Raw genomic sequence first — 26,827 nt, forward strand, 5'->3', positions numbered from 1 at the left:
GAAATAGCGCTTTACTGATTCGCAACCTTCCTGCATGATTCGGACCATAATATATGGGGGTGAACCCTATATCCTGTGGGGTCCGAGATGCGAGCGTATAAATTAGGTATGGCCATATTGGCCACAGCGATGATTCTGGCAGGCGACGGTCAGGCCGCGTCGCTTCGACGGGATGACGGCCCCGCGGAATACCCCCCGGCAAGCTATACCGCGAACCAGTTTGTCGACAGCAAGGGCTGCGTTTATATCCGTGCGGGTTATGCCGGTCAGGTCAGCTGGGTGCCGCGCGTGTCGCGGGGACGCGAGGTGATGTGCGGCTTCAAGCCGACCTTCGCCGCGGCGCCGGGCCCCGCGCCCAAGGTTGCCGCCGCACCCGCACCGAAAGCCGCGACGCCAGTGCGCACGACACAGACGGTCCGCGCGCCGATTCCGACCGTTGCCACGACCACCACACCGCCGCGCGTGGCCCGGCCCGCGCCCAAGACCGTGGCCGCGCCGAAACCCGTGGCCGCGCCGAAACCCGTGGCCGCGCCGAAACCCGTGCCCGCAACGCCGGTGAAACAGAAGGTCGCGCCGGTTTCTGCCGCGCCGATCTGCAAGGGTGCGTCCGAGCTGTCGACGCAATATATAAACAACGGCAAGGATGTGCGCGTGCGCTGTGGCCCGCAGACGGTCAGCCCCTCCAGGCGGGGCTCGGCCCTGCAGGGCGGTCGTCCGGCCACCCGTAGCGTGGCCCCCGTCATGGCAGCGCCCGCGCCGATCACGGTGCCCAAGGGCTATGTCGCCGCGTGGAAGGATGACCGGCTGAACCCGAACCGCGCCAGGGGCACCGCCGCGGGCGAAGCGGCGATGGATCAGGTCTGGACCCGGACCGTGCCGCGCAAACTGATTACGCCTGGCACCGCCCCCGCAGTGGCCACCCGATCCGCCCAGGCGCCGGCGGCAACGTCGGTCCGGGTTTCGACCAAATCCGCGCCTGTCCGGGTAAAGGTCGCGCAAAAGCCGAAGGCTGCCGCGCCGAAAGCCGCCGTGGCCAGCGCCGGCACGCGGCGCTACGTTCAGGTCGGCAGCTTCGGCGTCGCCGCCAACGCGCAGGCCACCATTGGCCGGTTGCAGCGTATGGGCCTGCCGGTGCGGGTTGCGCGGACCAGCGCCAAGGGCAAGCCGCTTCAGATCGTGATGGCGGGGCCGTTCGGCGACCCGTCGCAAATCAATTCCGCCCTCGGGGCGGTCCGCAAGGCAGGGTACCGGGACGCATTCGTGCGATAAAAAACTTCTCGGACAGTGAGCAGCACCTCGCCCCCTTGGCGGGGTGTTGTTTTTTCGGCGTCCTATCCGCCGCAGATGCCCTGAAGCCGCACCCAATCCCCATCCGGCAGCACCGGCGCGCGCGTTTCGCCGCGCATCGGGTCGGCCTCGATCAGCGCCAGAACGGACTCGCCCGACTGATCCAGCGCATAGGCATAAGGCGATGACGGCACCCTTGCCGCCGCGAAACGTGCCAGCAGCGCCTCGGTGTCCAGCGGCGCGGGTGGCCGGGTCAGCAGGGTGTTGGCATACTCCTCCAATGCGCTGTCGGGCAGGGCGCCAGTGGTCAGCAGGCGGAAGGTCGGAACCACCCCGGCAAAGCGCAGCAGTTGATCCAGCGGATCGTGCCGGGCGGCGCGGGCGCGCTCGGCCAGCACGAAGCCGGCGGCGACATCGGCATCCTCGTAATCCTCGACCAGGGCGCGGTTCAGCAAGATCACCCCGCCGGGCAGATGCGCGGCCTGGGCCACGCCGCCCGGCAGCACCATCAAGGTGGCATTGCCGTTCAGCAGCCGCTTTGCCATCCGCGCCAGTGCCCTGTCGCCGCCTGGCGCGTGGCACGGCTGGCCCGCGACCCGCCCGATATGGCGCAGCAACCCCTGTGCGATTTCGGCGCGTATCGTCGCGGGCACCACGGCCACCGTATGGCGGCGCAGCGCGCCGGGCATCCAGAACAGCATCAGCGCGACCACCAGCGCCAGGCTGGACCCCAGCAGGACCAGCCGCAGACGACCGGGGCGGGGCCGGGTCCGCTCGATCGCGGCGGTGACCTTGGTGATGGCGCCGATCATCACGTCATCGTCGATTTCCAGAACCTCTTCGGGGCCGCCGTCGGGGCTGAACAAGGCCGGGCTTTCGCCGGGGTTCAGCCGGGTCACGGCAGCCAGCGACCAATGCGCCAGCGCCTTTTCGCGCAGGTCTGAAATCACCAGCGACGCATCGCCGAACGATACGATCACGTCGCGCCGCTGTGCGTCGGGGCCGTCACGCCACAAGCCGGGGCTTTCGAGCCGTTCAAATTCTGACAGCGCCGTCATGTGCGGCCGGGGTCCTGCTCGCTTGTTGTCGGGTTGTCATAATATGTAGCCGCGCAGACGGGCCGCCGCAATCCATGGCGTTCAGGTCTGCGTCTTTGCCCGGACCGCGCGCTGCGCTAGGCTGCGGGCATGATCATTTCCCGCGGGCGGCGCTATATCTTCGTTCACATCCCCAAGACCGGCGGGACCTCTCTGGCCCTCGCGCTGGAGGCGCGGGCGATGTCCGATGACATCCTGATCGGCGACACGCCCAAGGCGCGCAACCGGCGGCGGCGGCTGAAGGATGTGCAGACCGTGGGGCGGTTGTGGAAACATGCGCGGCTGCGCGATATTTACGGGCTGGTCGGGCAGGCGGAGATCGACAGTTTCTTTACCTTCACCCTGGTACGCAACCCCTGGGACCGGGCGGTCAGCTATTACCACTGGCTGCGGGCGCAAAGCTTTGACCACCCGGCGGTGGGGCTGGCGCATGACCTGGCGTTCAGTCCGTTTCTGAACCACGTTCAAACGCGCACCAGCCTGGGCGCACAGAGCTTCGGATCCTACATGCAGGACGCGACGGGACAGCAGCGGTGCAATGCCTTCGTGCGGCTGGAGCATCTGGCGGATGATCTGGCCCCGGTCGAAGCGCATCTTGGCTTTGCGCTGGACATGCCGCAGGTCAACCAGTCGGCGCGGGGGGCGGATTATCGTCGCTATTATTCCGATGCGGATGCGGAATTGCTGGCGCGGATGTGCGCCGAAGACATCCGGCGCTTTGGCTATTCGTTCTAGAAAAGGGCCACACCCGTTGCAGGTGCGGCCCCTGGTGCGTTGCCTCAGGCGGCTTTGGTCTGCGGCGCGAACCGGCCATAGAAGGTTTCGCCCTTCGCGGCCATGTCGCGCAGCAGCGCCGGTGCGGCGAAGCGGTCGCCATGGGCTGCGGTCAACTGATCGCACAGCGCAACCGCGCGGCCCGCGCCCAGAATATCGAGCCACGACAGCGGCCCGCCCGACCACGGCGCAAAGCCCCAACCCAGAATGGCGCCTACGTCGCCTTCGCGGATATCCATCAGCACACCTTCTTCCAGCGCGCGGACGGCTTCCAGCACTTGGGCGAACAGCAGCCGGTGCTGCACCTCGGTCACCTCGGGCTGATCGGCGGCCAGTGGATACTTGGCCGCCAGCCCGTCCCACAGCCCTTCGCGCTTGCCTGCCGCGTCATAGGCATAGAAGCCGGCATTCGCCTTGCGGCCCAGCCGGCCGGCATCGAACATCCAGAACAGCACCTCGTCCACGTCGTCATTGGGATAGTCGCCGCCCATCGCCGCCTTGGTCGCCTTGGCGATCTTCACGCCCAGGTCGATCGAGGTCTCGTCGGTCAGCTGCAACGGGCCCAACGGCATACCGACCAGCTTGGCGGCATTCTCGATCAGGGCGGGGGCCACGCCTTCGCGCACCATGCGCACCCCTTCGTTGATATAAGGGATGATACAGCGGTTGGCGTAGAAGAAGCGCGCGTCATTGACCACGATCGGCGTCTTGCGGATCTGGCGCACGAAATCCAGCGCCTTGGCCACGGCCCGGTCGCCGGTTTGCTTGCCCTTGATGATCTCGACCAGCATCATCTTGTCCACCGGACTGAAGAAGTGGATGCCGATATACTGTTCGGGCCGCTGGCTGGCCTTGGCCAGCTCGCTGATCGGCAGGGTCGAGGTGTTAGTGGCGAAGATGCAGTCGGCACCGACCACGGCCTCGACCCTGGCGGTGACCTCGGCCTTGATCGCGGGGTCCTCGAACACCGCCTCGACGATCAGATCGCACCCTTCGAGGGCGGCATAATCGGTGGTCGCGGTGATCAGGCCCAGCACGGCCTCTTTCTTTTCGGGCGTGGCTTTGCGCCGGGCGATGCCCTTGTCCATATACGCTTCGCTATAGGCTTTGCCCTTGTCGGCGGCCTCCTGCTTCTGGTCGAGCAGCACGACCTCGATCCCGGCCAGGGCCGAAACCAGCGCGATCCCCGCGCCCATCATGCCAGCGCCCAGAACGCCCACTTTCCCGACCTTCTGGCCGGGGATGCCCGCCGGGCGCACCGCGCCCTTTTCCAGCGCTTCCTTGTTGATGAACAGCGAGCGGATCATCGCCCCCGAGGACGGGTTCATCAGCACATTGGTGAACCAGCGCGCCTCGATCTTCAGGGCGGTGTCGAAGGGCACCAGCGCGCCTTCATAGACTGCCGACATCAGCGCCTTGGCCGCCGGGTACACGCCCTGGGTCTTGCCGTTGATCATGGCATTGGCACCGACGAAGGTCATGAAGCCCGCCGGGTGATAGGGCGCACCGCCGGGCATCTTGTAGCCCTTGGCATCCCAGGGTTTCACCAGATCGGCGTCCTTGGCATTCAGCACCCAGTCGCGCGCGGCGGCCACGGGGTCATCCGCCACCTCGTCGATGATCCCGGCGGCCTTGGCCTTTTTCGGGTCCGACAGCTTGCCCTCCAGCAGGAAGGGGGCCGCGGCCATCGCACCCAGCTTGCGTACCAGACGGGTGGTGCCGCCCGCGCCGGGGAAGATGCCGACCATGATTTCCGGCAGGCCGATCTTGGCCTTCGGATTGTCGGCGGCAAAGATGCGGTGGCAGGCCAGCGGCAGTTCCAGCCCGATACCAAGGGCGGTGCCGGGCAGGGCGGCGGCGATCGGTTTGCCGCCCTTCAGGGTCTTGGGGTCCATGCCCGCGCGCTCGATCTTGCGCAGCAGCCCGTGCAGCGCCATGACCCAGTCGAATACGCCCTTGGCGGGGGTATCGCCGGCCTCTTCTTTCATCTTGGCGATGATGTTCAGATCCATGCCGGCGGCGAAGGTGTCCTTGCCACTGGTCAGGATCACGCCCTTGACCGCGTCATCGGCCAGCGCCGCGTCGATATGTGCGTCAAGCTGGGTCAGACCGTCCAGGTTCAGCACGTTCATCGACTTGCCCTGAAGATCCCAGGTGATGGTGGCGACGCCGTCGCCGTCTACGGAATAGGTGAAATCGGTCATGTCTTGTCTCCCTGATAGGGGCTGCCGTCCTTATGGGTGTAGCGGGCCGTGCCATCGGCCAGTTCCAGCACCAGATCGACATCGGAATAGGTGGCTACCTCGCGCGGGGCGCGGCTGCCGATGACCAGGAACCGGGCCTCGGCCGCGGTGCGGTTGAGGAAATGGTGGCCGTTCGGGTCGCCCGCCGGAAAGGCCGCGCAGTCCCCCGGCCGCATCACGGTTTCGCCCTCGTCCTGCACCAGAATGCATTCGCCTTCGGTCACCATCACGAATTCATCCTCGTGCAGGTGCCAGTGCCGGAGCGAGGATTTCGCGCCCGGCTGCAAGATGACCAGATTGGCGCCGAACTGGGTCAATCCGCCAGCAGTGCCCAGCCGCAGCGAACTGCGCCCGGCCATCTGGCTGGCATAGGGTTCGGGATAGATCGATCCGGTCTTGACCGGAACGGTGTCCATGTCGATGACGCCCATCTCACACCCTTTCGATGATCGTGGCCGCACCCATGCCCGAGGCGATGCACAGCGTGGCAAGGCCGGTGCCCTTGCCGGTGCGCTCCAACTCGTCCAGCAGGGTGCCGATGATGATCGCGCCGGTGGCGCCCAGCGGGTGGCCCATCGCGATCGAGCCGCCATTGACGTTGACCGTGGCGCTGTCCACGTCAAACGCCTGTATGAAGCGCAGCACGACGGCGGCGAAGGCCTCGTTCACCTCAAAGAGGTCAATGTCGCCGATGCTCATGCCCGACTCCCGCAGGATCTTCTCGGTCACGGGTACCGGGCCGGTCAGCATGATGGTGGGGTCGGTGCCGATCTTGGCGGTGGCGCGGATGCGGGCGCGGGGCTTCAGCCCGTACTGCTCGCCAAACGCCTTGTTGCCGATCAGAACGCTGGCCGCGCCGTCCACGATACCCGAGGAATTGCCGGCATGGTGCACATGCTCGATCCGCTCCAGATGCGGGTATTTCATGATCGCGACCTTGTCGAAACCCGGCATGACCTCGCCCATGTCCTTGAACGACGGTTTCAGCGCGCCCAGGGTCTGCATGCTGGTGCCGGGGCGCATGTATTCGTCATGATCCAGGATCGGCAGGCCGTTCTGGTCGGTGACGGTGATGATCGACTTGCCGAACCGGCCTTCCTGCCACGCCATCGCGGCGCGGGCCTGGCTTTCCACCGCCAGCGCATCCGCGTCATCGCGCGAGAACCCGTATTCGGTGGCGATGATGTCGGCCGAAATGCCCTGCGGCACGAAATAGGTGCCCATCGCCAGCGACGGGTCCACCGCAATCGCGGCGCCATCGCTGCCCATGGCCACGCGACCCATCATTTCGACCCCGCCCGCGATATAGGCGGCACCCGCGCCGCCCCTGATCTGGTTGGCGGCCAGGTTCACGGCCTCCATCCCGGAGGCGCAGAAGCGGTTGATCGCCAGGCCCGGGATCGACTGATCCAGATCCGAGGCCAGTACCGCGCTCCGCGCCAGGCAGCCGCCCTGTTCGCCGACCTGGGTGACATTGCCCCAGATCACATCCTCGACCGCGTGGCCGTCCAGATTGTTGCGGGCCTTGACCGCATTCAGAACCTGGGCGGACAGGCGGACAGAGGTCACCTCGTGCAGCGCACCGTCCTTGCGGCCCTTGCCGCGCGGGGTGCGCACGGTGTCATAGATATAGGCGTCGGTCATCTTTGCCTCTCTTCTTGTCTTGGAATTGTCTTACGCGCGATCGGCGGGCGATCCGGGCATCAGGTCATAGGGGGGCTTCCAGCCGGGCAGGGCACTGATGCGGTCCAGCCACGCGTCGATATTGGGCCAGTCGGCCCGCTCGAAACCAAAAGGTTCAGGATAAAACAGATAGCCGCAGCAGGCGAAGTCGGCGATCGTGGGCTGATCGCCCACCAGCCAGCTGCGGCCGGCAAGCGCGGTGTCCAGCGTCTTGAACGCGGCCTTCAGGCGGCCTTGCAGGAAGGCGATCGCCTCCTTGGGGCGCTTTTCCTCGGGCAAGAAGTTCATCAGGAACCGCACCGTGCCGCATTGCGACGACATCTTGTGATTGTCCCAAAAGACCCACCGCAGAACCTCACGCCGCTCATTGGCGCTGCGGCCGCCGAACTTGCCGGTTTTCGAACTGATATAGTCCTGGATCACGCCAGACTGGCTAAGCGTCACATCCCCGTCGATCATCACCGGGACCTCGCCCATCGGATTGATCGCCAGGAATTCGGGGCTGCGGGCCGCGCCGTTGAAGAAGTCGACGAAAACCGGCTCCCACTCCACCCCGGCCAGTTCCATGGTCAGCGCCGCCTTGTAGGAATTGCCGCTTTCGCCGAAGCAATACAGTTTGATTGTCATTCGTTCCTCCCGTCGTCGCGCCCGTGTCAGGCGCCGTGCATTGAGTATTTTTGCCGAGAAGAAACACGGATTGCGTTTCGATAACCCGACATTAACCTTAACGGCCCAGTCTTTGTCTTGCGGTACAGGCTGGAGAGCCGATGACCGCCCGAGGAGAAGCCCCGCCGTCCCGCCAGCCCCCGGCCCGGACCGGAAAATGCCGGATGGCGGGGTGGACCTGCCTGTTCTTCTCGGCCCAAATACTCCCGCCGGAGGCGATCCAGCCTGTGCCGCGCGTGCGTCCTCACCGTTTGCGCGCCTCCAGCTCGGCGTTGAACAGCCGCAGCCGGTGGGTCAGGTTGGTATGGTCGGTCACGCTGTCGAAATGCTCGAACAGGAACGACAGCGCCTCGCCCTCGTCCAATCCGGCCTCCTGCGCGAAGCGGCGCAGGCGGCGATAGCCGTCCTCGGTCATGGCGACCGGAAAGCGGCGGGTCAGGCGCAGGCGTTTGGGCATTCGGCGTCTCCTGGTGGCGGGGCCGGCGGGGGCCGGCGCCCGTTGGGTCAGAAACTGGCCGCTTCCAGCGCCATCACGGTTTCGGCGCCGGTTTCGATCCGGGCCAGATGCAGGGCCGTGGCGGGCAACTGACGGGTCATGTAATAGCGACCTGTGGCAAGCTTCGTTTCATAGAATGCCACATCAGCGGCGCCCGCCTCCAGCGCTTCCATCGCCGCCTTGGCCATTTTCGCCCACATCAGCCCCAGACAGACATGCCCGAACAGGTGCATGAAGTCATAAGAGCCCGCCAGCGCGTCGTTCGGGTTCTTCATGCCGGCCTGCATGAAATACATCGCCGCGGCCTGCAGATCCTTCGAGCCTTTCTTGAGCGGCTCCAGGAAGTCCGTCTTTAGCGCCGCGTTGTCGTCGTTCTCCTTGATGAAGGTTTTGACCAGTTCGAAGAACGCCAGCACATGCTTGCCGCCGTCCTGGGCCAGTTTGCGACCGACCAGATCCAGTGCCTGAACGCCGTTAGCACCTTCGTAGATCTGGGTGATCCGGGCATCGCGGGCAAATTGCGACATGCCCCATTCCTCGATATAGCCATGCCCGCCATACACCTGCTGCGCGGCTACGGCCATCTCGAAGCCCTTGTCGGTCTGGAAGCCCTTGATGACCGGCGTCAGCAACGAGACCAGCCCCTCGGCCGCCGCGTCGTCCTGCCGGTGCGCCTTGTCGATCAGATGCGCGCCCCAGAAGGTGAAGGCGCGGGCGCCTTCGACAAAGGACTTCTGATCCATCAGATTTCGGCGCACGTCCGGGTGCACGATGATCGGATCGGCAGGCCCCTCGGGGTTCTTGGCGCCGGTCACGTCGCGGCCCTGAAGCCGGTCGTTGGCATAGGCGACCGCGTTCTGATACGCGGCTTCGGCCTGGGCATAGCCTTGCAGTCCGACGCCCAGCCGGGCCTCGTTCATCATGGTGAACATCGCGCGCATGCCCTTGTGCAGATCGCCGGTCAGATAGCCGGTCGCACCGTCATAGTTCATCACGCATGTGGCATTGCCGTGAATGCCCATCTTTTCCTCGATCTTGCCGACGGATACCGGATTGCGTTCGCCCAGGCTGCCATCTTCGTTCACCATGAATTTCGGGACGATGAACAGGCTGATCCCCTTGGTGCCCGCGCCGCCGCCGGGGGCCTTGGCCAGCACCAGATGGATGATATTCTCGGCCAGATCGTGATCGCCGGCCGAGATGAAGATCTTCTGCCCGGTGATCAGATAGCTGCCGTCGTCCTGCGGTTCGGCCCGGGTGCGCATCAGGCCCAGATCGGTGCCGCAATGCGGTTCGGTCAGGTTCATGGTGCCGGTCCAGTCGCCGGTGACCATCTTCGGCAGATAGGTGGCCTTCTGCGCTGCGGTGCCATGGGCATGGATCGCCGAATAGGCACCATGGGTCAGGCCCTGATACATGTTGAACGCCATGTTGGCGGAGACGAAAATCTCGCCCACGGCCGAGTTCATCAGATAGGGCATGCCCTGGCCACCATATTCGGGGTCGCAGTCAAGCGCCATCCAGCCGCCGGCTTTCACCTGCTCATAGGCATCCTTGAACCCGGTCGGGGTGCGGACCACGCCGTTTTCCAGAACGCAGCCTTCGGTATCGCCGACCGCGTTCAGCGGCGCCAGCACCTCGGTCGCCAGCTTGCCGGCCTCTTCCAGCACGGCGGCGGTGAAATCGGCCTCCAGCTCGTCATAACCGGCGATGCCGGTCTCGGTCACGTTCAGCAGTTCGTGCAGGATGAACTGCATGTCTTTGGTTGGTGCGGTATAGGCCGGCATCCGTCTCTCTCCCTTTGATCCTCCGATCCGATTACTCGGCGGCTTGTTTCCGCCCGAAGTCGTCCAGCCTGCTCTCCACCCAGGCAAGCTGATCCTTCAGGTCATTGATTGCAGTGTCCAATTCGGCGCGCTTCTGTTCGAGCTCCGACAGATGCCTGCTGGCCGCGTCATGTGTGCGCCGCAGCTGTGTCTCCTGCTGATCGCCGATGTCGTAAAGATCCAGAAGCTGGCGGATCTCTTCCAGGCTGAATCCGAAACGCTTGCCGCGCAGGATCAGCTTCAGCCGCGCACGGTCGCGTTTGGTGAACAGCCGTTTCTGACCCTCGCGGATCGGGTACAGAAGCTCTTTTGATTCGTAAAACCGCAGGGTACGCGGCGTCACGTCATATGCCTCGCACATCTGTCGGATTGTCATCAGGTCATCGGTCATACAGTCATGCCTTCTTGCTCGCGCTTTGGGGCTATGTGGCGCGTGCGGCTCCAGTCATACAAGGGAAGGTGACGTGAACGTAAACGAAACGTGACGTCACAACGACCGTTGACGCCGTGTCACCGGATGTAGGGGGACGCCTGTCGGGATGTGGCTGTCAGCTGCGGCCCAAGGCCACGTCGTCGCGCAGTTTCTGTAGCTCGTCGATCGTGTTTTCCAGCTGCGCTTTCTGCTCTTTCAGCGCGATCAGCTGCCGGTCGGCATATTCGACCCAGGTGGCCATCTGCGCTTCGGTGCCCTGCTGCTCATAGATTTCCAGCCATTGCCGGATTTCTTCCAGGCTGAAGCCAAACCGGCGGCCGCGCAGGATCAGCGTCAGGCGGGCGACTTCGCGGGGGGTATAGAACCGGCTGCGGCCATCCTTTTCGGGGGCCAGCAACTCGATATATTCATAATAGCGCAGGGTACGAGGTGTGACGTCGAACCGGGCGCACATTTCCTTGAAGGTCAGGCGCTCTGCTTCCACCGTTTCCCCCTGTCTGCCGCATTGCCTTTTACGGTAGACGCTTTGGCGCAGGGGTGCAAATCAGTTCATGAAGCCGGGCGCCAGAAAGTAGAACCCGTAAGCCACGATAAGCGCGGGGATCGCGGAATAGGCCGTGGCCAGGGCCGCCGCCTTCGGGTTCAGCGCGATGGCGGGAAACAGTGCATCGCCGTCATTGGATATCGCATTGCCGATCAGGGCCGAAAACGGGATCGCGCCGTTGATATAGAGTGTGGTTACCAGAACCTGCGGCCCGCAGCCGGGAACGAAGCCGACCAGAATGGCGATCAGCGGCAGCAGCGGCGCGATGGATTCGAACCACATCTTGATATCGAGCCCCGCGAATTCGGCGGCGTAATCGTAGAACAGATAGGCCGCCAGCACCCAGATGGTGATAAAGCTGGTTTCCTCGGCGGCGCGGGTCACGGGCGCATCGCCGGGATGGGTCATGGCCTGCACCGACGATGTGGACCAGATCACAAGGCCGGTCGTGACGCCGATCATTCCGAACCATGTTGCGGGAATGCCGAACAGGGTGTCCATCTGGATTTGAACAAGCTGGGCCGCGCCGAACACAAGGCCGGGGGCGGCGAACAGGATATAAAGCCAGTCCTTCGCCCGGATGCGCCCGATCACCGGGGGGCTTTTGCATGCCCCACCGGGGGCCTCCAGCGCGACCGGGTTGAAGACATCGACCAGCCAGCCCGATATCACGCCGACGCAAAGCGACAGCGGCAGGATCACGGCTGCGGCCTCGGGGCGGGTGGCGATCAGCAGAAAGGCCGCATCGCCCATGGTTGCGGTCAGCGTGGCGACCATCGCGCCCAGCCCGACATGGCCCGAACTATAGGCTGCGACAACGACCACCGCGCCGCCGCAGCCGGGTGTCGCCCCCAGAAACGCGGCAACCGGAACCTGCCAGCGTTTCGCGCTGCGCAGCGCGGTGCCCATGTCGAAATGGAACAGCCGCTCTGCGCCGTAGAACAGCAGCAGGGTTGCCGCCACGAAGACCGAGACCTGGGTGAACGCATCGGTGAACAGCCCGCGCGTGATCTCGCCCAGCCGTCCGGGCGCCAAGGCCAGCGCAAGATAAACAAGCACGACCAGCAGCCGCTTTGCGCGGAAGGGGCCGGGGAAATTCGCCAGGGCGAACGGGGGCTGCGCTTTGGCGGTCAGGTGATCGGCTGGCATGGGGTGGCTCACTAAATGCATCTGCGAATTATTCTCATTTAAATAATTAGCACTTGCAGCATGGATAGCAAGCCCCAATAAATCCGGCAGCAGATAAGGGGGCGCGACATGAGCGATCCGAAGACCAGACTGGCCATTGAATTCACCGAGGGGATTCCCCACGCTCGCGCCCTGTCGATGCGTCTGGAGTATCTGGCAGATGGTGTGGCCGAGATTTCGATGCCCTATGACGCGCGGCTGGTGGGCGACCCCCAGACCGGCGTGATTCATGGCGGCGCCGTGTCGGCGCTGATGGATACCTGCGGCGGGGCGGCGGTGATCAGCCACCCGGCGGTTCCCGGCAGCACCGCCACGATGGATCTGCGGATCGACTATATGCGGCCGGCGACGCCGGGCCAGCGCATCACCGCGCGGGCGGAATGCTATCATGTCACCCGCACCGTGGCTTTCGTACGCGCCACCGCGATGGACGAAGACCGCGACCGCCCGGTGGCCGCCGCCACGGGGGCCTTTACCGTCGACATTCCGCAAGAGGGCGGCCAATGACCCGCCCCCGGCCGGAGCCCGTTCAGATCGTCAAACAGCGCCGCGACGCCGCGCTGTCGACGTTGGTGCGCGGCGTGCCCTATATCGGATTTCTGGGCATCGAATTCGACCGCCGCGGGGACGAGCTGACCGCCATTCTGCCGTTCAGCGAACAACTGATCGGCAACCCGCTTTTGCCGGCGATTCATGGCGGGGTGACCGCCGCGTTTCTGGAGGTGACCGCGATCATAGGTCTGAGTTGGTCGCTGCTGTGGGAGCAGATGGAAAGCGACACGCTGGATCCGCTGGCGCTGGAATCGGGGCATTTGCCGCGGATCCCCAAGACGATCGACTTTACCGTGGATTACCTGCGCTCGGGCCTGCCACGCGACGCCTATGCGCGGGCGCGGATCAACCGCTCGGGCCGGCGCTATGCCAGCGTCCATGTGGAAGGTTGGCAGGACAACCGCGATCGTCTGTTCGCGCAGGCGACGGGGCATTTCCTGATGCCATCCCGCGATGGTTAAGGTCGCGGCACCCCCGGCGCTGAGCCACCGGCGGGTGCTGAAGATCGCCCTGCCGATCGTGCTGTCCAATGCGACGGTGCCGATCCTGGGCGCGGTCGATACCGGCGTGGTGGGGCAGATGGGATTGGCCGCCCCGATCGGCGCGGTGGGGATCGGCGCGATCATCATTACCGGCATATACTGGATTTTTGGCTTTCTGCGGATGGGCACGACCGGCCTGACCAGCCAGGCACACGGGGCTGGCGACGGGGCCGAGGTGGACGCCATGCTGTCGCGCGCGCTGATGCTTGGGCTGGCGGCGGGGTTGGCGATGATCCTGTTGCAGGCGCCGGTGTTCTGGGGGGCGTTTCAGCTGTCCCCAGCCAGTGCCGAGGTCGAAGGCATGGCCCGCAGCTATATGCGGATCCGGGTCTGGTCGGCCCCTGCGGCGATCGCGATCTATGGGATAACCGGCTGGCTGATCGCGCTGGAACGCACCCGGGCGGTGCTGGTGATCCAGCTTTGGATGAACGGCCTGAACATCGTTCTGGATCTGTGGTTCGTGCTTGACCTGGATTGGGGGGTGGAAGGCGTGGCCATTGCCACGTTCCTGGCGGAATGGTCGGGGGCGGCGCTGGGCCTGTGGCTGTGTCGTGGCGCATTCCGGGGCAGCGCGTGGAAAGACTGGCCGCGCGTGTTCAATACCGCGCGGCTGACCCATATGGCGCGGGTCAACAGTGATATCCTGATCCGGTCGCTGCTGGTGCAGGCGATCTTTGTGTCGTTCCTGTTCTTTGGCGCGGATTTCGGGGATGTGACGCTGGCGGCTAACCAGATCCTGTTGCAGTTTCTGGAAATCACCGCCTATGCGCTGGACGGGTTCGCCTTCGCGGCCGAGGCGCTGGTGGGGCAGGCGCTGGGTGCGCGGGCGCGGGTGTCGCTGCGGCGCGCGGCGCTGTTGACCGGGTTCTGGGGGCTTGTCTGCGTGGTGGCGCTGGCCGCGGCTTTCGCGCTGTTCGGCGGCTGGATCATCGATATCATGACCACCGCGCCCGAAGTGCGCGAGGCCGCGCGGGGCTATCTGGTCTATATGGCCTTTGCGCCGCTGCTGGGGCTGGCGGCCTGGATGTTCGACGGCATCTTCATCGGGGCCACCCGCACCGCCGATATGCGCAATATGATGGCGATCTCCTTCGTGGTCTATGTCGCGGCGATTGCTGTGCTGATGCCGGCCTTTGGCAATCACGGGCTGTGGATGGCGCTGTTGATCTCGTTCGTCGCCCGGGGGGTGACGCTGGCGCTGCGCTATCCGAGGTTGGAAGCGTCGGCAGAGGGCTGAGGAAAATTTTTCACGAAAAATTTTCTGCGGAAGAAAATTCACGAATTTTCTTCCTAAAGGATCTCCAGCACCTGCTCGGGCGGGCGGCCAAGGGCGGCGCGGCCCTTGGCAAAGACGATGGGCCGCTCGATCAGCACTGGGTTGTCGGCCATCGCGCGCAGCAGGGTTTCGTCATCGGCATCCTTCGACAGGCCCAGCTCGGCAAAGCGCTTTTCCTTGACCCGGCAGAAATCCACCGCGCGCAGGCCCAGTGTGTCGCGCACCAGCCGCAACTCTTCAAGGCTGGGCGCGTCGTCCAGATATTTTCGCACCACCGGGGTCTCGCCACGCTCTTCCAGCAGGGCCAGCGCTTGGCGCGATTTCGAACAGCGCGGATTGTGCCAAATGGTAATGCCGCTCATAGCCAATCCTCTTTTCCGGTTCCCACCGCCTGGGCCACGGTGTCAAATCCGTCACGCGCCAGCAACTTGTCCAGCCCGTCCACGATCCGTGGGACCAGCGACAGCCCCTGATAGACCATCGCCGAATAAAGTTGTACCGCCGAGGCCCCGGCGCGGATCTTGGCATAGGCATCTTCGGCCGACGCAATACCGCCCACGCCGACCAGCGGAATGCGCCCGTCGGTCAGTGCCGACAGTCGGGCCAGCACGCGGGTGGATTTCGCAAACAGGGGCCTGCCCGACAGCCCGCCGGCCTCTTGCGCATGGGGGCCGTGCAGACCGTCGCGCGCCAGCGTGGTGTTGGTGGCGACGATCGCGTCAAGCCCCGTGTCCAGGGCGACCCCGGCGATTTCGGCCAGCTCTGCATCATTTAGATCGGGGGCGATTTTCAGAAAGACCGGAATCGGGCGGGCCAGGGCGGCGCGGGTCTGCATGACCCCGGCCAGCAGCGCTGACAGCGCCGCCTTGCCCTGCAACTCGCGCAGGCGTTCGGTGTTGGGGGACGAGACATTAACCGTGGCGAAATCCACATGCGGGCCGCAATGGGCCAGCACCTGCGCGAAATCGGCGGCGCGGTCGGCGCTGTCCTTGTTGGCGCCCAGATTCAGCCCGATGATGGCACCCTTGGGCCGGTCCGCCAGCCGGGCGCCGATGACGTCCATCCCGTCATTGTTGAACCCGAAGCGGTTGATCACCGCGCGATCCTCGGTCAAGCGAAACAGGCGCGGGCGCGGGTTGCCTGGCTGCGGGCGCGGCGTGGCGGCGCCCACCTCGATGAACCCGAAGCCGGCGCGCGCCAGCGGCGTCAGTGCCACGGCGTTCTTGTCATAGCCCGCCGCCAGTCCGACCGGATTGGGCAGGTCCAGACCGGCCAGCGTGGTCGCCAGCCGGGGCGAGGTGCGCAGGCCGGGCAGGGGCACCAGCCCCGCCCGCAGCGCCATCAGCGACAGATGATGGGCGCGTTCGGGATCGACGCGGTGCAAAAGGCCCAGGCCCAGACGTTCCAGTGTGCTCATACCACGCCCTCGGGAAAGATATGGCCGGTGACGCCCAGCGGCAGGGATTTGTCCCATACCACCTCGTCCAGCCGCAACGCGCGATAGAGATGCGGAAACAGCGCCCCGCCGCGCGAGGTTTCCCATTTCAGCGCATCGCCCAACGCGCCCGCATCGAACGCGACCAGCACCAGGTCGCTTTCGGTGGCGAAATGCTTTGCCGCGGTCACGGTCACCTGTTCGGCGGTCGAGAAATGGATGTAGCCGTCGGCCAGATCGACCGGCGCGCCCGATGTCTGGCCCGCATCGCGAAACGCCTGCCATTCGGGGCGGCGGAATATCTTGAAGATCAGCATGGCCGCGTGATGCCCCGCAATAGGGTGCGGGTCAATGCCGTTGATGAAATCCGGACTGTCCTACAGCCAGCGCGCGCAATGGCGGTTGATCTGCGGGATGATCCCCCAGACCATCGACGCCACGATGATCGGCACGGTGATCAGGTTTCGTTCCCAGATCGGCAGGTGCAGGATCAGCGGCCCGACGAGATAGGAAATTGCCACGACCAGCGGATAGACGGCCAGGAAGACAAAGACGGCAAAGCGCAGGCGCGAGGGTTTACGGGCTGGGGCGGACATGACACTCTCCATAGGTACGGAACGTTCCGTTATGTTTATATGAACGATACGTTCCGTTTTGGCAAGGGAGAGCAGGCTTGACCGGACAGAAAACGCGCTTGTCGATCGGGGCGCGGCGCAATCCCGAAACCGAAGCCGCCGTTCTGGATGCGGCCGAGGCAATTCTGGCCGAGCGGGGATTTCGCGGCCTGACGATGGAGGCCGTGGCCCGGCGCGCCCATGCGGGCAAGGCCACGCTCTATCGCTGGTGGCCGTCGCGGGGGCGGCTTATTGTCGCGATATATGAACGTCGCAAGGGGGATTTCCGCCTGCCCGACACCGGCGCGCTGCGGGCCGATATCGCGCAGTTCTATGCCGCGCTGTTTGCCTTCTGGTCCACGCCCGAGGGTGGCATGTTCCGCCTGATCATCGCCGGCGCCCAGGCAGAGGAAGATCTGGCCGAGGCCCTTGAAACCTATCGCAGCGAGCGGATCGGCGGGCTCCGTCGGATGATTTCGCGGGCAAAAGAGCGGGGCGAGGCCGACCCGGGTCTTGATGTCAACATGGCGGCGGATGCGATCATGGGGCTTGCCTGGCTGCGGCTGCTGACCGGGCAGAGCCAGGGGGACGTCGCGCTGATGGCCGATACGCTTTGCCGTGGATGGCTGCGGGCCGACAGCGCCTGACCGTGCTCTGGCCCCCGACGTGGCGTCATCGAAATGTCACGGGCACAGCGTAGCCATCGCAGTATTCCGGGCTTTGACTCTGCCGTCGGAACGGGTCAACCTGCTGTCATAAAACCGTCATCTGCCAACCGGGAGTTACACCATGATTGTGCGCTTGCTTGCTGCCTCGACCGCCGCCCTTGCCCTGTCCGCAGGGATTGCCGCGGCGGACTATTCCCTGACCATCCTGCACACCAACGATTTCCATGCGCGATTCGAGCCGATCTCGAAATATGACAGCGGCTGTTCGGCCGAGGACAACGCCGAAGGCAAATGCTTTGGCGGCTCGGCCCGTCTGGTGACCGCACTGGAAGACGCCAAGAAACGCACCAACAATTTTATCCTGGTGGATGGGGGCGATCAGTTTCAGGGCTCGCTGTTCTATACCTATTACAAGGGTAAGGTCGCGGCCGAGATGATGAACAAGATGGGCTATGACGCGATGACCGTGGGCAACCACGAATTCGACGACGGCCCCGAGGTTCTGCGTGGCTTTGTCGATTCGGTCGGCTTTCCGATCCTGATGTCGAACGCCGACATTTCGGGCGAGCCGCTGCTGGCCGGTGCGATCCAGAAATCCACGATCATCGAGCGGGGCGGCGAAAAGCTGGGCCTGATCGGTCTGACCCCGCAGGATACCGATGAACTGGCCAGCCCCGGCAAGAACATCATCTTCACCGACCCGTCCGATGCGGTGCAGGCCGAAGTCGACAAGCTGACTGAGGCCGGCGTGAACAAGATCATCGTGCTCAGCCACTCGGGGTACGGCGTCGACAAGACGGTGGCGGAAAACACCACCGGTGTGGATGTGATCGTCGGCGGCCACACCAACACGTTGCTGTCCAATACCGATGAGCGCGCCGAAGGCCCCTATCCGACCATGGTGGGCGATACCGCCATCGTGTCGGCCTATGCTTACGGCAAGTTTTTGGGCGAGCTGAACGTGACCTTCGACGACGAAGGCGTGATCACCGAAGCGACGGGCGAGCCGCTGGTCATGGATGCCGCCGTCACCGAGGATGAGGTAACCAAGGCCCGCATCGCCGAACTGGCCGTCCCGCTGGACGAGATCCGCCAGAAGGTCGTGGCCGAAACCGCCGTGGCGATCGAGGGCGACCGTACGGTCTGCCGTGCCATGGAATGTTCGATGGGTAATCTGGTGGCCGATGCGATGCTGGAACGGGTCAAGGGGCAGGGCATCCAGATCGCCATCCAGAATGGCGGCGGTCTGCGTGCCAGCATCGATGCGGGCGAGGTGACGATGGGCGAGGTGCTGACCGTGCTGCCGTTCCAGAACACGCTGGCCACGTTCCAGACCGACGGTCAGACCGTGATCGACGCGCTGGAAAACGGCGTCAGCCAGCTTGAGGAAGGCGCAGGCCGCTTCCCGCAGGTGGCCGGGCTGAAATTCACCTTCGACGCCAAGGCCGAACCTGGCGCGCGGATTTCCGATGTGATGGTGGCCGACGGCGACAGCTTCGTGCCGATCGACCCCGCCGCGACATACGGTGTTGTCACCAACAACTATGTCCGCAACGGCGGCGACGGCTACAAGATGTTCGCGACCAACGCGCAGCATGTCTATGATTTCGGCCCCGACCTGGCCGATGTGACCGCCGAATACATGGCCGCGACCGGGCCCTATACGCCCTATACCGACGGTCGTATCACCGCCAAGTAATCGGCCCTGCTGACCGACCCCAGGGGCGCGCCTGACCGGCGCGCCTTTTTTCATGCGGTCCCCGCCGCCGTGTTGCACCTGCGGATCAGTCGGGTGGGTATGGCGGAGCCGCTCGACTGTCCAACCTGCGCCCGATTTGAAATTCCTGAAAAGGCTGATGTCCCGAAAACCTGCCATGAAGGATCATTGGCGGCACACACGTGCCTAAGTTTGACAAAGGCACATCTGTTGAGGGAATGGAGCGGGCGGCGGGAATCGAACCCGCGTCATCAGCTTGGAAGGCTGAGGTCTTACCATTACACAACGCCCGCGACGATGATTTATTTAGCGGCAGCGGCGCTGATGCGCAAGTGCTTGGCAAACTTCTGCCCTATTGCCGTGCGGCGCAAGCCAAGAGAGCAAGCAGGCCCATACCCGCCCCATCCTCGCTTCAGGGCGACCATCTGCGCCTTGTTGTCCCGCGCGCCATCTTTTAAGACGGGCCAACACCAGAAGGGATGCACGCGCATGGCAAGACGGAATGGCGACACCGGCGAAGAGCGTGAAAAATCCAAGCGGATCGGCGCGCTGCGCGGGCTGGCCCCGTTCATAGCACCCTACAAGATCATGGTGGCGCTGGCCGGGTTGGCGCTGATCCTGACCGCCTCGGTTTCACTGATTCTGCCGATTGCGGTGCGCCGCGTCGTTGACGGCTTCGGCAGCGACAGCGCGCAGTTGCTGGATGGTTATTTTCTGGCGGCGCTGGGCATTGCCGGGCTTTTGGCGCTGGGCACCGGGCTGCGCTATTATCTTGTCACCCGGCTGGGCGAACGGGTGGTGGCCGATATCCGCAAGGCGGTGTTCAACCGCATGATCGGCATGAGCCCGGCCTTTTACGAGCGGATCATGACTGGCGAGGTCCTGAGCCGGATCACCACCGACACCACGCTGATCCTGTCGGTGATCGGTTCGTCCGTGTCGGTGGCGCTGCGCAATGTGCTGATCTTCTTCGGCGGCATGGTGCTGATGTTGCTGACCTCGGCCAAGCTGACCGGGCTGGTGCTGTTGCTGGTCCCCGCCGTGGTGGTGCCGATCGTGGTGCTGGGCCGCCGGTTGCGGGCGCTGTCGCGCGAGAACCAGGATTGGATCGCGGCCTCGTCCGGGTCGGCCTCCGAGGCGCTGTTGTCGGTGCAGACGGTCCAGGCCTTCACCCACGAAACGCAAAGCCGCGACAGTTTCGGCGAGGTGACGGAACGCGCCTATGTCTCGGCCCAAAAACGGATCGGCACCCGGGCGGTGATGACGGTGATCGTGATCACGCTGGTCTTTTCGGGCGTGGTCGGGGTGCTGTGGATCGGCGCCCGCGATGTGCGCGCCGATGCAATGAGCGTGGGCGAGCTGGTGCAGTTCGTGATCTATTCGGTCATGGTGGCCGGCGGGGTCGGCGCCCTGTCTGAAATCTGGGGCGAACTGCAGCGCGCCGCCGGGGCCACCGAACGCCTGGTCGAGCTGCTGAATGCCGAGGACAGCGTGCAGGACCCGGCCGATCCCAAACCGCTGCCGACCCCGGTTCATGGTGCGATTACGTTCGAGGATGTGACCTTTCACTATCCCACCCGGCCCGACCAGTCGGCGCTGGAGGGCATCAACCTGACCATAGAACCGGGCGAGACCGTGGCGCTGGTCGGCCCGTCGGGGGCGGGAAAATCGACCGTTATCCAGCTTTTGCAGCGGTTCTATGACCCGCAGCAGGGGCAGATCACGCTGGATGGCCTGCCGTTGAACGCAGTTGCCCGTTCGGATTTCCGTCAGCATGTGGCGCTGGTGCCGCAGGACCCGGTGATCTTTGCCGATACCGCGCGTGAAAACATTCGCTTCGGCCGTCCCGGCGCGACGGATGACGAGGTAGAGGCCGCCGCCCGCGCCGCCGCCGCGCATGAATTCCTCAGCAAGCTGCCCGATGGCTATGACAGCTATGTGGGCGAACGCGGCGTCATGCTGTCGGGTGGCCAGAAACAGCGCATCGCCATTGCCCGCGCGATCCTGCGCGATGCACCGGTGCTGCTGCTGGACGAGGCGACCTCGGCGCTGGATGCCGAAAGCGAGCGGCTGGTGCAGCAGGCGGTGGATGAGATGACCGCCGACCGCACCACGATCATCGTGGCGCACCGTCTGGCCACCGTGAAAAAGGCCGACCGCATCGTGGTGTTCGACGAGGGCCGGATCGTGGCCACCGGCACCCATGACGCGCTGGTGGCCGAGGGCGGGCTTTATGCGCGGCTGGCCCGGCTTCAGTTCACTCATGGGGTGGAAAATGCGGCCTGAATTCCCCCTATTTCCTGTTACAGCAGAAGACTAAGGTCTGCTCCGGACAACTTAACGGAGGGATAACCCCATGGGTCTGTGGAATTTCATCAAAGGGTCGGGCAAGAAACTGGTCGGCGCCGCCGAAGCCTCGGAAGCGCCGGCAGAGGATGTGCTGAAAAAAGAGATCGAGGAACTCGGCCTCGACGCCACCGGGCTGGACATCACCGTTGACGGTGACACCGTCAAGGTCAGCGGCGAAGCCGCCAGTCAGGAGATGAAGGAAAAGGTCATTCTGGCCGTCGGCAATGTCGAAGGCGTGGCCGCGGTCGAGGATGAGGCCGGCGGCGATGAGCCGGTGTTCCATACGGTGGAAAAGGGCGACACGCTGTGGGCGATCGCGAGCAAGACGCTGGGCAGCGGCGCGCGCTATAATGAGATTTTCGAGGCCAACAAGCCGATGCTTACCCATCCCGACAAGATTTATCCGGGCCAGGTTCTGCGCATTCCGCAGGTCTGATCGCGGCCAATCGCGCATGGGGCAGGGGGCATTCGCCCCCTGTTGCCGCTTTACGTTGCGTATTCGGGGTGCGCTTATGCTTGCTAAGCGCCCAGTTTCTTCTCATTTTCATATCTTACTGGAAAGCCCGGCAGAGGCTTGTGGGAGGAGAACACTATGGGGAAATTCGCATCCGCTGCGGATCGTGACGCTATTGAGGCCGAAACCACTTGGGCGGATCTCGGGCTTCCGGTCACGCTGTATCAGTATTTCAGCCAGACCGCGCGGCGACACGGCCCCCGCAACGCGCTGAGTTTTCAGATGTTTTCCGGCCCAAAGGACAAGGCCGAAACGCTGAGCTGGGACGCGCTTCATGCCAGGGTCACGCAGGCCGCCAACCTGTTTCACCGTCTGGGTGTGGACGAGACCGATGTGGTGGCCTATATCCTGCCCAACTGCACCGAAACCGCGATCACCCTGATCGCCGGGGCGACTGCGGGGATTGTGAACCCGATCAACCCGCTGCTGGAGGCCGAGCAGATCGCCGCGATCCTGCGCGAAACCAATGCCAAGGTCGTGGTGACGCTGAAAAGCTTTCCCAAAAGCGATATCGCGCAAAAGGTGGCCGAGGCGGTGAAACATGCGCCGCATGTGGACACGGTGCTTGAGGTCGATCTGTTGCGGTACATGACCCCGCCCAAGCGCTGGATCGTGCCGCTGATCCGGCCGAAAAACCCCGGCCATCACCATGCCGACCTGATGGATTTCAACGCCGAAGCCGCGAAAGAACGGTCCGACGCGCTCGACTTTGCCGAAAGCGGTACGGACCGCGTGGCCGCCTATTTCCATACCGGCGGCACCACCGGCATGCCAAAGGTGGCGCAGCACCGCTTTTCCGGGATGATCTATAACGGCTGGCTGGGCCAGCGCCTGCTGTTCACCGAGCAGGATACGCTGATCTGCCCGCTGCCGCTGTTTCATGTCTTTGCCGCCTATCCGGTGCTGATGTCGGTCATTGCCTCGGGCGCGCATGTGGTGTTTCCAACCCCGGCGGGCTATCGCGGCGACGGGGTGTTCGACAATTTCTGGAAGCTGGTCGAACGCTGGCGCGTCACCTTCGTCATCACCGTGCCCACCGCGATCGCGGCGCTGATGCAGCGCCCGGTGGATGCGGACGTGTCCAGCCTGCGCTATGCGTTTTCGGGGTCCGCCCCACTGCCGATCGAGCTGTATCACCGGTTCGAGGCCGCCACCGGGGTAACGATCTGCGAAGGTTACGGGCTGACCGAGGCGACCTGCCTGGTGTCGATCAACCCGCCCGACGGGCAGAAAAAGACCGGCTCGGTCGGGGTTCCGTTCCCCTATACCGACGTGCGGATTCTGCATTGCGACGCGGTCGGCAATATCGACCGGGAATGTCAGACCGACGAGGTGGGTGAAATCTGTATTTCCAGCCCCGGCGTGTTCGACGGTTCGACCTATACCGAGGATGCCAAGAATCTGGGCCTGTTCGCCGAAGGGCGTTATCTGCGCACCGGCGATCTGGGGCGGCTGGATGCCGACGGTTATCTCTACATCACCGGGCGGGCCAAGGATCTGATCATCCGGGGTGGCCACAATATCGACCCGGCCGAGATCGAAGAGGCCCTGGCCGGTCACAGGGCGGTGGCCTTCGTCGGCGCGATCGGACAGCCCGACAGTTTCGCGGGCGAGCTGCCCTGCGCCTATGTCGAACTTCTGGACGGGGCAGAGGTCACGCCCGAGGCGCTGATGGACTATGCGCGGGTCCATATCCACGAACGCGCGGCGATCCCCAAACATATCGAGATTCTGGCCGAATTGCCGAAAACCGCCGTGGGCAAGGTGTTCAAGCCCGAACTGCGCAAGCGTGCCATCGCCCGGGTTTACGACGCGGCGCTGGAAAAGGCCGGGCACAAGGCCCATGTGATCGAGGTCGTCGAGGACAAGAAGCGCGGCCTGGTGGCCCGTCTGGTGCGCGACGGCGATGTGGATGACGAGGCCGTCATGCACCTGCTGGGGGAATTTACACGCCCCTGGGAATGGTCTGACGCGGCCTGATACGGCTTTCGAAACAACGCCCTGCGCCACAGGCCCGCCCCGCTTTTCAGGTTGGGGCGGGCCCGTGGCGTGGTTTTCGGAATGCCCGAAATTTAACAGGAAAGCCGCGTTCATATAAGATTTGCAATAATTGCCCTTTACAGCTTCCCCTCTTTTGGCACACCATATCTAGTAAGGGTGGTCGGTTATAACCGCCGCACCTTGAGCAGGCACCTAAGCCTAGCGGGGCTGCCACCCACGCCAGGCTACAACCAAAGAGGCCGGGCATGTCACTTTCCGAAGACTTCCTTCACACCGAAGAGCTGCACCCTATCGACATCGTCGAACATATTGCCGAGCATCACGACTGGGATTTCGACCGTGTGGCCGATGATCAGATCGCGATGGCCGTCGAGGGGCAGTGGCGGACCTATTCCATCACGCTGGCCTGGTCGGCCTATGACGAAACGCTGCGCCTGATCTGCACGTTCGAGATGGAGCCGCCCGCGGACAAGCTGCCCCAGCTTTATGAGGCGCTGAACCGCACCAACGACATGTGCTGGGCGGGCGCGTTCACCTATTGGAACGAGCAGCGGCTGATGGTTTATCGCTACGGCTTGCTTCTGTCCGGGGGGCAGATCGCCAGCGCCGAACAGATCGACCGGCTGATCGGCACCGCCGTGTCCGCGTCGGAACGTTTCTACCCCGCGTTTCAGCTTGTCTCCTGGACGGATCAGACCCCGGCCGAGGCGATGCAGGTCGCCATTGCAGAGGCCTACGGCCGCGCCTAACCTGCCCCCCAAATGACAGGGGGTTTCGATGGATATGAATGATGTTCGCAGCCGGGGGCTTGTTCTTCTCGGCTGTGGCAAGATGGGCTCGGCGATGCTGCAAGGCTGGCTGGCCGGTGGATTGCCGCCCGCGTCGGTCTGGGTGCTGGATCCGCATCCATCGGACTGGCTGGCCGGGCTGGCGGAGCAGGGGCTGCATCTGAACGCGGCCTTGCCTGATGCGCCCGCTATCGTGTTGGTGGCCGTGAAACCCCAGATGATGGAACAGGCGCTGCCGCAGCTTGCCCCGCTGGGCAATGACCGCACCCTGTTTCTGTCCGTCGCGGCGGGCACCCCGCTTGGATATTACGAACGCGCGCTGGGGGCGCAGACGCCGGTGATCCGCGCCATGCCGAACACCCCTGCCGCTGTCGGGCGTGGCATTACCGCGCTGATCGGCAATGTCGTGGCGGGCGAGGATCAGTTGCAACTGGCCGAGGCGCTGCTGTCGGCGGTGGGTCAGACCGTGCGGCTGACGGATGAGGCGCAGATGGATGCGGTCACCGCCGTGTCGGGCTCTGGCCCGGCCTATGTGTTCCACCTGATCGAAACCCTGGCCGCCGCGGGGCAGGCGCAGGGGCTGCCCGCCGATCTGGCGATGCGGCTGGCCAAGGCCACCGTGGGCGGGGCGGGGCAACTGGCGGAAACTGCGGCCGAGGACCCCGCGCAGTTGCGCGTGAACGTGACCTCGCCCGGCGGTACCACCGCCGCCGCGCTGGCGGTTCTGATGGAACCGCAAACCGGGTTTCCCGCGCTTTTGGAACGGGCTGTCAAGGCCGCCGCCGACCGCAGCCGAGAACTGGGCCAATGAGCACGATCAGTTTCGACGATTTCCTGAAGGTGGATATCCGTGTGGGGCAGATCACCCGCGCCGAACCTTACCCCAAGGCGCGCAAGCCCGCGATCAAGCTGTGGGTCGATTTCGGGCCCGAGATCGGCGAGCGGAAAAGCTCGGCCCAGATCACCGCGCATTACACGCCCGAGGACCTGCCGGGCAAGCGGGTGATGGCGGTGGTCAATTTCCCGCCTCGCCAGATCGGCAAGTTCATGTCCGAAGTTCTGGTGCTGGGCGTGCCGGATGCCGCGGGCGAGGTGGTGCTGCTGACCCCCGACAAGGACGTGCCCCTCGGCGGGCGGCTGTTCTGATGGCGCGGATTCTGATCACCCGCCCGCTGCCCGACAGCGTCTGCGAAGCGGCCCGCGCCTTTGCCGAGGTCGAGGTCCGCACCAGCACCGCGCCGATGAAACCCGCCGAAATGCGCGCGGCCCTGACCATCTTCGACGCGGTTCTGCCTACGCTGGGCGATGCGTTCACCGCCGATATTTTCGCCGAGGTGCCCCATCCGCGCACGCGGATCCTGGCCAATTTCGGCGTGGGCTATAATCACATCGACGTGGCGGCGGCGCGTGCGGTCGGCGTCGCCGTGACCAACACGCCCGGCGCCGTCACCGACGCCACCGCCGACATCGCCCTGACGCTGATCCTGATGAGCTGCCGCCGCGCGGCCGAGGGCGAGCGGCTGGTGCGCGCGGGCCAGTGGCAGGGCTGGCACCCGACCCAGATGCTGGGCCAGCATGTGACCGGCAAGACTGTGGGCATCATTGGCATGGGGCGAATCGGCAAGGCGATCGCGAAACGCTGCCACTTCGGGTTCGGCATGACGGTGGTGTTCTTCAACCGCTCGGCGGTGGATGACCCCGGTATGCCCGCCACGCAGCTGGCCAGCCTCGACGCGGTGGCGCAGGCGGCCGATGTTCTGGTCGTCGCGGTGCCCGGCGGTCCGGCCACCCGCCACCTGATCGAGGGCGGGGTTTTCGCCGCGATGAAACCCACGGCGCATTTCGTCAACATCGCCCGGGGCGATGTGGTGGACGAGGCCGCGCTGATTGCCGCGTTGCAGGACGGGCGGATCGCGGGGGCCGGGCTGGATGTCTATGAATTCGAACCCGACGTGCCTGCCGTCTTGCGCGCGCTGGAAAACGTCACCCTGCTGCCGCATCTGGGCACCGCCGCGTTGGAGGTACGCCAGGCGATGGGGCTGATGGCGGTCGCGAACATCCGCGCGGCCCTGTCCGGCGAAACACCGCCCAATCAGGTCTGAGGCCGGGAACCTAATCGCCGCGCCACCCGTTT

Annotated in this window: 28 protein-coding genes and 1 tRNA gene; 14 read left to right on the top strand and 15 right to left on the bottom strand. The window is 64.6% G+C overall.

The window, feature by feature from the left end:
• Positions 1-117: 117 nt before the first annotated feature.
• On the top strand, positions 118-1,269 hold the full coding sequence (locus ACSR1C_RS13855; protein ID WP_460259938.1) for an SPOR domain-containing protein: 1,152 nt from the start codon (positions 118-120) through the stop codon (positions 1,267-1,269).
• A 62-nt stretch (positions 1,270-1,331) separates the two neighbouring features.
• Here ACSR1C_RS13855 and ACSR1C_RS13860 read toward each other — a convergent pair whose 3' ends face one another.
• A complete protein-coding gene (locus ACSR1C_RS13860; RefSeq protein WP_460259937.1) occupies positions 1,332-2,345 on the bottom strand; it encodes a hypothetical protein in 1,014 nt (337 codons plus the stop codon).
• Positions 2,346-2,474: 129 nt separating this feature from the next.
• Here ACSR1C_RS13860 and ACSR1C_RS13865 point away from each other — a divergent pair, with 129 nt between their 5' ends.
• Positions 2,475-3,119, top strand: coding sequence for a sulfotransferase family 2 domain-containing protein (locus ACSR1C_RS13865; RefSeq protein ID WP_460259936.1), 645 nt, complete (start codon positions 2,475-2,477; stop codon positions 3,117-3,119).
• Between the two features lie 44 nt (positions 3,120-3,163).
• On the opposite strand, the gene ACSR1C_RS13870 is transcribed toward ACSR1C_RS13865, so the two are convergent.
• From ACSR1C_RS13870 to ACSR1C_RS13910, 9 genes are all read right to left on the bottom strand, one after another.
• A complete protein-coding gene (locus ACSR1C_RS13870) occupies positions 3,164-5,362 on the bottom strand; it encodes a 3-hydroxyacyl-CoA dehydrogenase NAD-binding domain-containing protein (protein ID WP_460259935.1) in 2,199 nt (732 codons plus the stop codon).
• On the bottom strand, positions 5,359-5,832 hold the full coding sequence (locus ACSR1C_RS13875; protein WP_460259934.1) for a cupin domain-containing protein: 474 nt from the start codon (positions 5,830-5,832) through the stop codon (positions 5,359-5,361). Before ACSR1C_RS13875 ends, ACSR1C_RS13870 begins: the two co-directional genes overlap by 4 nt.
• A gap of 1 nt (position 5,833) precedes the next feature.
• Positions 5,834-7,045: an acetyl-CoA C-acetyltransferase gene (locus ACSR1C_RS13880; protein WP_460259933.1), complete on the bottom strand. Its 1,212-nt coding sequence runs from the start codon at positions 7,043-7,045 to the stop codon at positions 5,834-5,836.
• Positions 7,046-7,075: 30 nt separating this feature from the next.
• Complete coding sequence (locus ACSR1C_RS13885) at positions 7,076-7,711, bottom strand: glutathione S-transferase family protein (protein ID WP_460259932.1); 636 nt, start codon at positions 7,709-7,711, stop codon at positions 7,076-7,078.
• Between the two features lie 283 nt (positions 7,712-7,994).
• Positions 7,995-8,207: a hypothetical protein gene (locus ACSR1C_RS13890; RefSeq protein ID WP_460259931.1), complete on the bottom strand. Its 213-nt coding sequence runs from the start codon at positions 8,205-8,207 to the stop codon at positions 7,995-7,997.
• Positions 8,208-8,254: 47 nt separating this feature from the next.
• Positions 8,255-10,033: an acyl-CoA dehydrogenase C-terminal domain-containing protein gene (locus ACSR1C_RS13895; protein WP_460259930.1), complete on the bottom strand. Its 1,779-nt coding sequence runs from the start codon at positions 10,031-10,033 to the stop codon at positions 8,255-8,257.
• A 31-nt stretch (positions 10,034-10,064) separates the two neighbouring features.
• Entirely contained in the window at positions 10,065-10,463 is a 399-nt protein-coding gene (locus ACSR1C_RS13900; RefSeq protein WP_460259929.1) for a MerR family transcriptional regulator, read from the bottom strand.
• A gap of 157 nt (positions 10,464-10,620) precedes the next feature.
• Positions 10,621-10,989, bottom strand: coding sequence for a MerR family transcriptional regulator (locus tag ACSR1C_RS13905; RefSeq protein WP_460259928.1), 369 nt, complete (start codon positions 10,987-10,989; stop codon positions 10,621-10,623).
• Positions 10,990-11,049: 60 nt separating this feature from the next.
• Positions 11,050-12,198 (bottom strand): putative manganese transporter, encoded by a 1,149-nt coding sequence (locus ACSR1C_RS13910; protein ID WP_460259927.1) that lies wholly within the window; start codon positions 12,196-12,198, stop codon positions 11,050-11,052.
• Positions 12,199-12,306: 108 nt separating this feature from the next.
• On the opposite strand from ACSR1C_RS13910, the gene ACSR1C_RS13915 reads away from it, so the two are divergent.
• Genes ACSR1C_RS13915 through ACSR1C_RS13925 form a run of 3 tightly spaced genes read left to right on the top strand, consistent with a single transcriptional unit; the run spans position 12,307 to position 14,568 of the window.
• Positions 12,307-12,744: a PaaI family thioesterase gene (locus tag ACSR1C_RS13915; RefSeq protein ID WP_460259926.1), complete on the top strand. Its 438-nt coding sequence runs from the start codon at positions 12,307-12,309 to the stop codon at positions 12,742-12,744.
• The gene (locus ACSR1C_RS13920) at positions 12,741-13,250 is read left to right on the top strand and encodes a PaaI family thioesterase (protein ID WP_460259925.1); all 510 of its coding nucleotides are present in this window, start codon (positions 12,741-12,743) and stop codon (positions 13,248-13,250) included. Before ACSR1C_RS13915 ends, ACSR1C_RS13920 begins: the two co-directional genes overlap by 4 nt.
• Complete coding sequence (locus ACSR1C_RS13925; RefSeq protein WP_460259924.1) at positions 13,243-14,568, top strand: MATE family efflux transporter; 1,326 nt, start codon at positions 13,243-13,245, stop codon at positions 14,566-14,568. The genes ACSR1C_RS13920 and ACSR1C_RS13925 overlap by 8 nt, the downstream gene beginning before the upstream one ends.
• Before the next feature lie 53 nt (positions 14,569-14,621).
• On the opposite strand, the gene arsC is transcribed toward ACSR1C_RS13925, so the two are convergent.
• The 4 genes from arsC to ACSR1C_RS13945 are packed head-to-tail and all read right to left on the bottom strand — an operon-like array spanning position 14,622 to position 16,638.
• Positions 14,622-14,969 carry an arsenate reductase (glutaredoxin) gene (arsC, locus tag ACSR1C_RS13930; RefSeq protein WP_460259923.1) on the bottom strand — a complete coding sequence of 116 codons (348 nt, stop codon included), beginning with the start codon at positions 14,967-14,969 and terminating at the stop codon, positions 14,622-14,624.
• On the bottom strand, positions 14,966-16,024 hold the full coding sequence (locus tag ACSR1C_RS13935) for a quinone-dependent dihydroorotate dehydrogenase (protein WP_460259922.1): 1,059 nt from the start codon (positions 16,022-16,024) through the stop codon (positions 14,966-14,968). Before ACSR1C_RS13935 ends, arsC begins: the two co-directional genes overlap by 4 nt.
• Positions 16,021-16,359 (bottom strand): DUF952 domain-containing protein, encoded by a 339-nt coding sequence (locus ACSR1C_RS13940; RefSeq protein ID WP_460259921.1) that lies wholly within the window; start codon positions 16,357-16,359, stop codon positions 16,021-16,023. Before ACSR1C_RS13940 ends, ACSR1C_RS13935 begins: the two co-directional genes overlap by 4 nt.
• A 60-nt stretch (positions 16,360-16,419) precedes the next feature.
• Positions 16,420-16,638, bottom strand: coding sequence for a hypothetical protein (locus tag ACSR1C_RS13945; protein WP_460259920.1), 219 nt, complete (start codon positions 16,636-16,638; stop codon positions 16,420-16,422).
• A gap of 77 nt (positions 16,639-16,715) precedes the next feature.
• Here ACSR1C_RS13945 and ACSR1C_RS13950 point away from each other — a divergent pair, with 77 nt between their 5' ends.
• The gene (locus ACSR1C_RS13950; protein ID WP_460259919.1) at positions 16,716-17,303 is read left to right on the top strand and encodes a TetR/AcrR family transcriptional regulator; all 588 of its coding nucleotides are present in this window, start codon (positions 16,716-16,718) and stop codon (positions 17,301-17,303) included.
• Positions 17,304-17,445: 142 nt separating this feature from the next.
• Entirely contained in the window at positions 17,446-19,023 is a 1,578-nt protein-coding gene (locus tag ACSR1C_RS13955; protein ID WP_460259918.1) for a bifunctional metallophosphatase/5'-nucleotidase, read from the top strand.
• Between the two features lie 237 nt (positions 19,024-19,260).
• On the opposite strand, the gene ACSR1C_RS13960 is transcribed toward ACSR1C_RS13955, so the two are convergent.
• A tRNA-Gly gene (locus ACSR1C_RS13960) sits at positions 19,261-19,334 on the bottom strand.
• A gap of 196 nt (positions 19,335-19,530) precedes the next feature.
• On the opposite strand from ACSR1C_RS13960, the gene ACSR1C_RS13965 reads away from it, so the two are divergent.
• The 7 genes from ACSR1C_RS13965 (at position 19,531) to ACSR1C_RS13995 (ending at position 26,795) form a co-directional block, all read left to right on the top strand.
• Positions 19,531-21,327, top strand: coding sequence for an ABC transporter transmembrane domain-containing protein (locus ACSR1C_RS13965; RefSeq protein WP_460259917.1), 1,797 nt, complete (start codon positions 19,531-19,533; stop codon positions 21,325-21,327).
• Positions 21,328-21,397: 70 nt separating this feature from the next.
• Positions 21,398-21,826 carry a peptidoglycan-binding protein LysM gene (lysM, locus tag ACSR1C_RS13970; protein WP_460259916.1) on the top strand — a complete coding sequence of 143 codons (429 nt, stop codon included), beginning with the start codon at positions 21,398-21,400 and terminating at the stop codon, positions 21,824-21,826.
• Positions 21,827-21,982: 156 nt separating this feature from the next.
• Positions 21,983-23,884 carry an acyl-CoA synthetase gene (locus tag ACSR1C_RS13975; protein ID WP_460259915.1) on the top strand — a complete coding sequence of 634 codons (1,902 nt, stop codon included), beginning with the start codon at positions 21,983-21,985 and terminating at the stop codon, positions 23,882-23,884.
• 266 nt (positions 23,885-24,150) lie between these two features.
• Complete coding sequence (locus tag ACSR1C_RS13980; protein ID WP_460259914.1) at positions 24,151-24,654, top strand: type III secretion system chaperone family protein; 504 nt, start codon at positions 24,151-24,153, stop codon at positions 24,652-24,654.
• A gap of 28 nt (positions 24,655-24,682) precedes the next feature.
• Positions 24,683-25,504 carry a pyrroline-5-carboxylate reductase gene (gene proC / locus ACSR1C_RS13985; RefSeq protein ID WP_460259913.1) on the top strand — a complete coding sequence of 274 codons (822 nt, stop codon included), beginning with the start codon at positions 24,683-24,685 and terminating at the stop codon, positions 25,502-25,504.
• Positions 25,501-25,839: a tRNA-binding protein gene (locus ACSR1C_RS13990; protein ID WP_460259912.1), complete on the top strand. Its 339-nt coding sequence runs from the start codon at positions 25,501-25,503 to the stop codon at positions 25,837-25,839. Before proC ends, ACSR1C_RS13990 begins: the two co-directional genes overlap by 4 nt.
• Positions 25,839-26,795, top strand: a complete 957-nt coding sequence (locus tag ACSR1C_RS13995) for a 2-hydroxyacid dehydrogenase (RefSeq protein WP_460259911.1) — start codon at positions 25,839-25,841, stop codon at positions 26,793-26,795. The genes ACSR1C_RS13990 and ACSR1C_RS13995 overlap by 1 nt, the downstream gene beginning before the upstream one ends.
• The last annotated feature ends 32 nt before the right edge of the window (positions 26,796-26,827 follow it).

The sequence above is a fragment of the Actibacterium sp. D185-2 genome (assembly GCF_054954595.1).

What these genes read in the sequence shown, in the direction of transcription:
- ACSR1C_RS13945 (WP_460259920.1), bottom strand. Translation starts at nt 16,638, where the DNA reads ATGTCCGCCCCAGCCCGTAAACCCTCGCGCCTGCGCTTTGCCGTCTTT.
- ACSR1C_RS13885 (WP_460259932.1), bottom strand. Translation starts at nt 7,711, where the DNA reads ATGACAATCAAACTGTATTGCTTCGGCGAAAGCGGCAATTCCTACAAG.
- ACSR1C_RS13900 (WP_460259929.1), bottom strand. Translation starts at nt 10,463, where the DNA reads ATGACCGATGACCTGATGACAATCCGACAGATGTGCGAGGCATATGAC.
- ACSR1C_RS13940 (WP_460259921.1), bottom strand. Translation starts at nt 16,359, where the DNA reads ATGCTGATCTTCAAGATATTCCGCCGCCCCGAATGGCAGGCGTTTCGC.
- ACSR1C_RS13925 (WP_460259924.1), top strand. Translation starts at nt 13,243, where the DNA reads ATGGTTAAGGTCGCGGCACCCCCGGCGCTGAGCCACCGGCGGGTGCTG.
- ACSR1C_RS13920 (WP_460259925.1), top strand. Translation starts at nt 12,741, where the DNA reads ATGACCCGCCCCCGGCCGGAGCCCGTTCAGATCGTCAAACAGCGCCGC.
- ACSR1C_RS13995 (WP_460259911.1), top strand. Translation starts at nt 25,839, where the DNA reads ATGGCGCGGATTCTGATCACCCGCCCGCTGCCCGACAGCGTCTGCGAA.
- ACSR1C_RS13880 (WP_460259933.1), bottom strand. Translation starts at nt 7,045, where the DNA reads ATGACCGACGCCTATATCTATGACACCGTGCGCACCCCGCGCGGCAAG.
- lysM (WP_460259916.1), top strand. Translation starts at nt 21,398, where the DNA reads ATGGGTCTGTGGAATTTCATCAAAGGGTCGGGCAAGAAACTGGTCGGC.
- ACSR1C_RS13935 (WP_460259922.1), bottom strand. Translation starts at nt 16,024, where the DNA reads ATGAGCACACTGGAACGTCTGGGCCTGGGCCTTTTGCACCGCGTCGAT.
- proC (WP_460259913.1), top strand. Translation starts at nt 24,683, where the DNA reads ATGGATATGAATGATGTTCGCAGCCGGGGGCTTGTTCTTCTCGGCTGT.
- ACSR1C_RS13965 (WP_460259917.1), top strand. Translation starts at nt 19,531, where the DNA reads ATGGCAAGACGGAATGGCGACACCGGCGAAGAGCGTGAAAAATCCAAG.
- ACSR1C_RS13980 (WP_460259914.1), top strand. Translation starts at nt 24,151, where the DNA reads ATGTCACTTTCCGAAGACTTCCTTCACACCGAAGAGCTGCACCCTATC.
- ACSR1C_RS13910 (WP_460259927.1), bottom strand. Translation starts at nt 12,198, where the DNA reads ATGCCAGCCGATCACCTGACCGCCAAAGCGCAGCCCCCGTTCGCCCTG.
- ACSR1C_RS13890 (WP_460259931.1), bottom strand. Translation starts at nt 8,207, where the DNA reads ATGCCCAAACGCCTGCGCCTGACCCGCCGCTTTCCGGTCGCCATGACC.
- ACSR1C_RS13915 (WP_460259926.1), top strand. Translation starts at nt 12,307, where the DNA reads ATGAGCGATCCGAAGACCAGACTGGCCATTGAATTCACCGAGGGGATT.
- ACSR1C_RS13895 (WP_460259930.1), bottom strand. Translation starts at nt 10,033, where the DNA reads ATGCCGGCCTATACCGCACCAACCAAAGACATGCAGTTCATCCTGCAC.
- ACSR1C_RS13875 (WP_460259934.1), bottom strand. Translation starts at nt 5,832, where the DNA reads ATGGGCGTCATCGACATGGACACCGTTCCGGTCAAGACCGGATCGATC.
- ACSR1C_RS13955 (WP_460259918.1), top strand. Translation starts at nt 17,446, where the DNA reads ATGATTGTGCGCTTGCTTGCTGCCTCGACCGCCGCCCTTGCCCTGTCC.
- ACSR1C_RS13990 (WP_460259912.1), top strand. Translation starts at nt 25,501, where the DNA reads ATGAGCACGATCAGTTTCGACGATTTCCTGAAGGTGGATATCCGTGTG.
- ACSR1C_RS13865 (WP_460259936.1), top strand. Translation starts at nt 2,475, where the DNA reads ATGATCATTTCCCGCGGGCGGCGCTATATCTTCGTTCACATCCCCAAG.
- ACSR1C_RS13870 (WP_460259935.1), bottom strand. Translation starts at nt 5,362, where the DNA reads ATGACCGATTTCACCTATTCCGTAGACGGCGACGGCGTCGCCACCATC.
- ACSR1C_RS13860 (WP_460259937.1), bottom strand. Translation starts at nt 2,345, where the DNA reads ATGACGGCGCTGTCAGAATTTGAACGGCTCGAAAGCCCCGGCTTGTGG.
- ACSR1C_RS13975 (WP_460259915.1), top strand. Translation starts at nt 21,983, where the DNA reads ATGGGGAAATTCGCATCCGCTGCGGATCGTGACGCTATTGAGGCCGAA.
- arsC (WP_460259923.1), bottom strand. Translation starts at nt 14,969, where the DNA reads ATGAGCGGCATTACCATTTGGCACAATCCGCGCTGTTCGAAATCGCGC.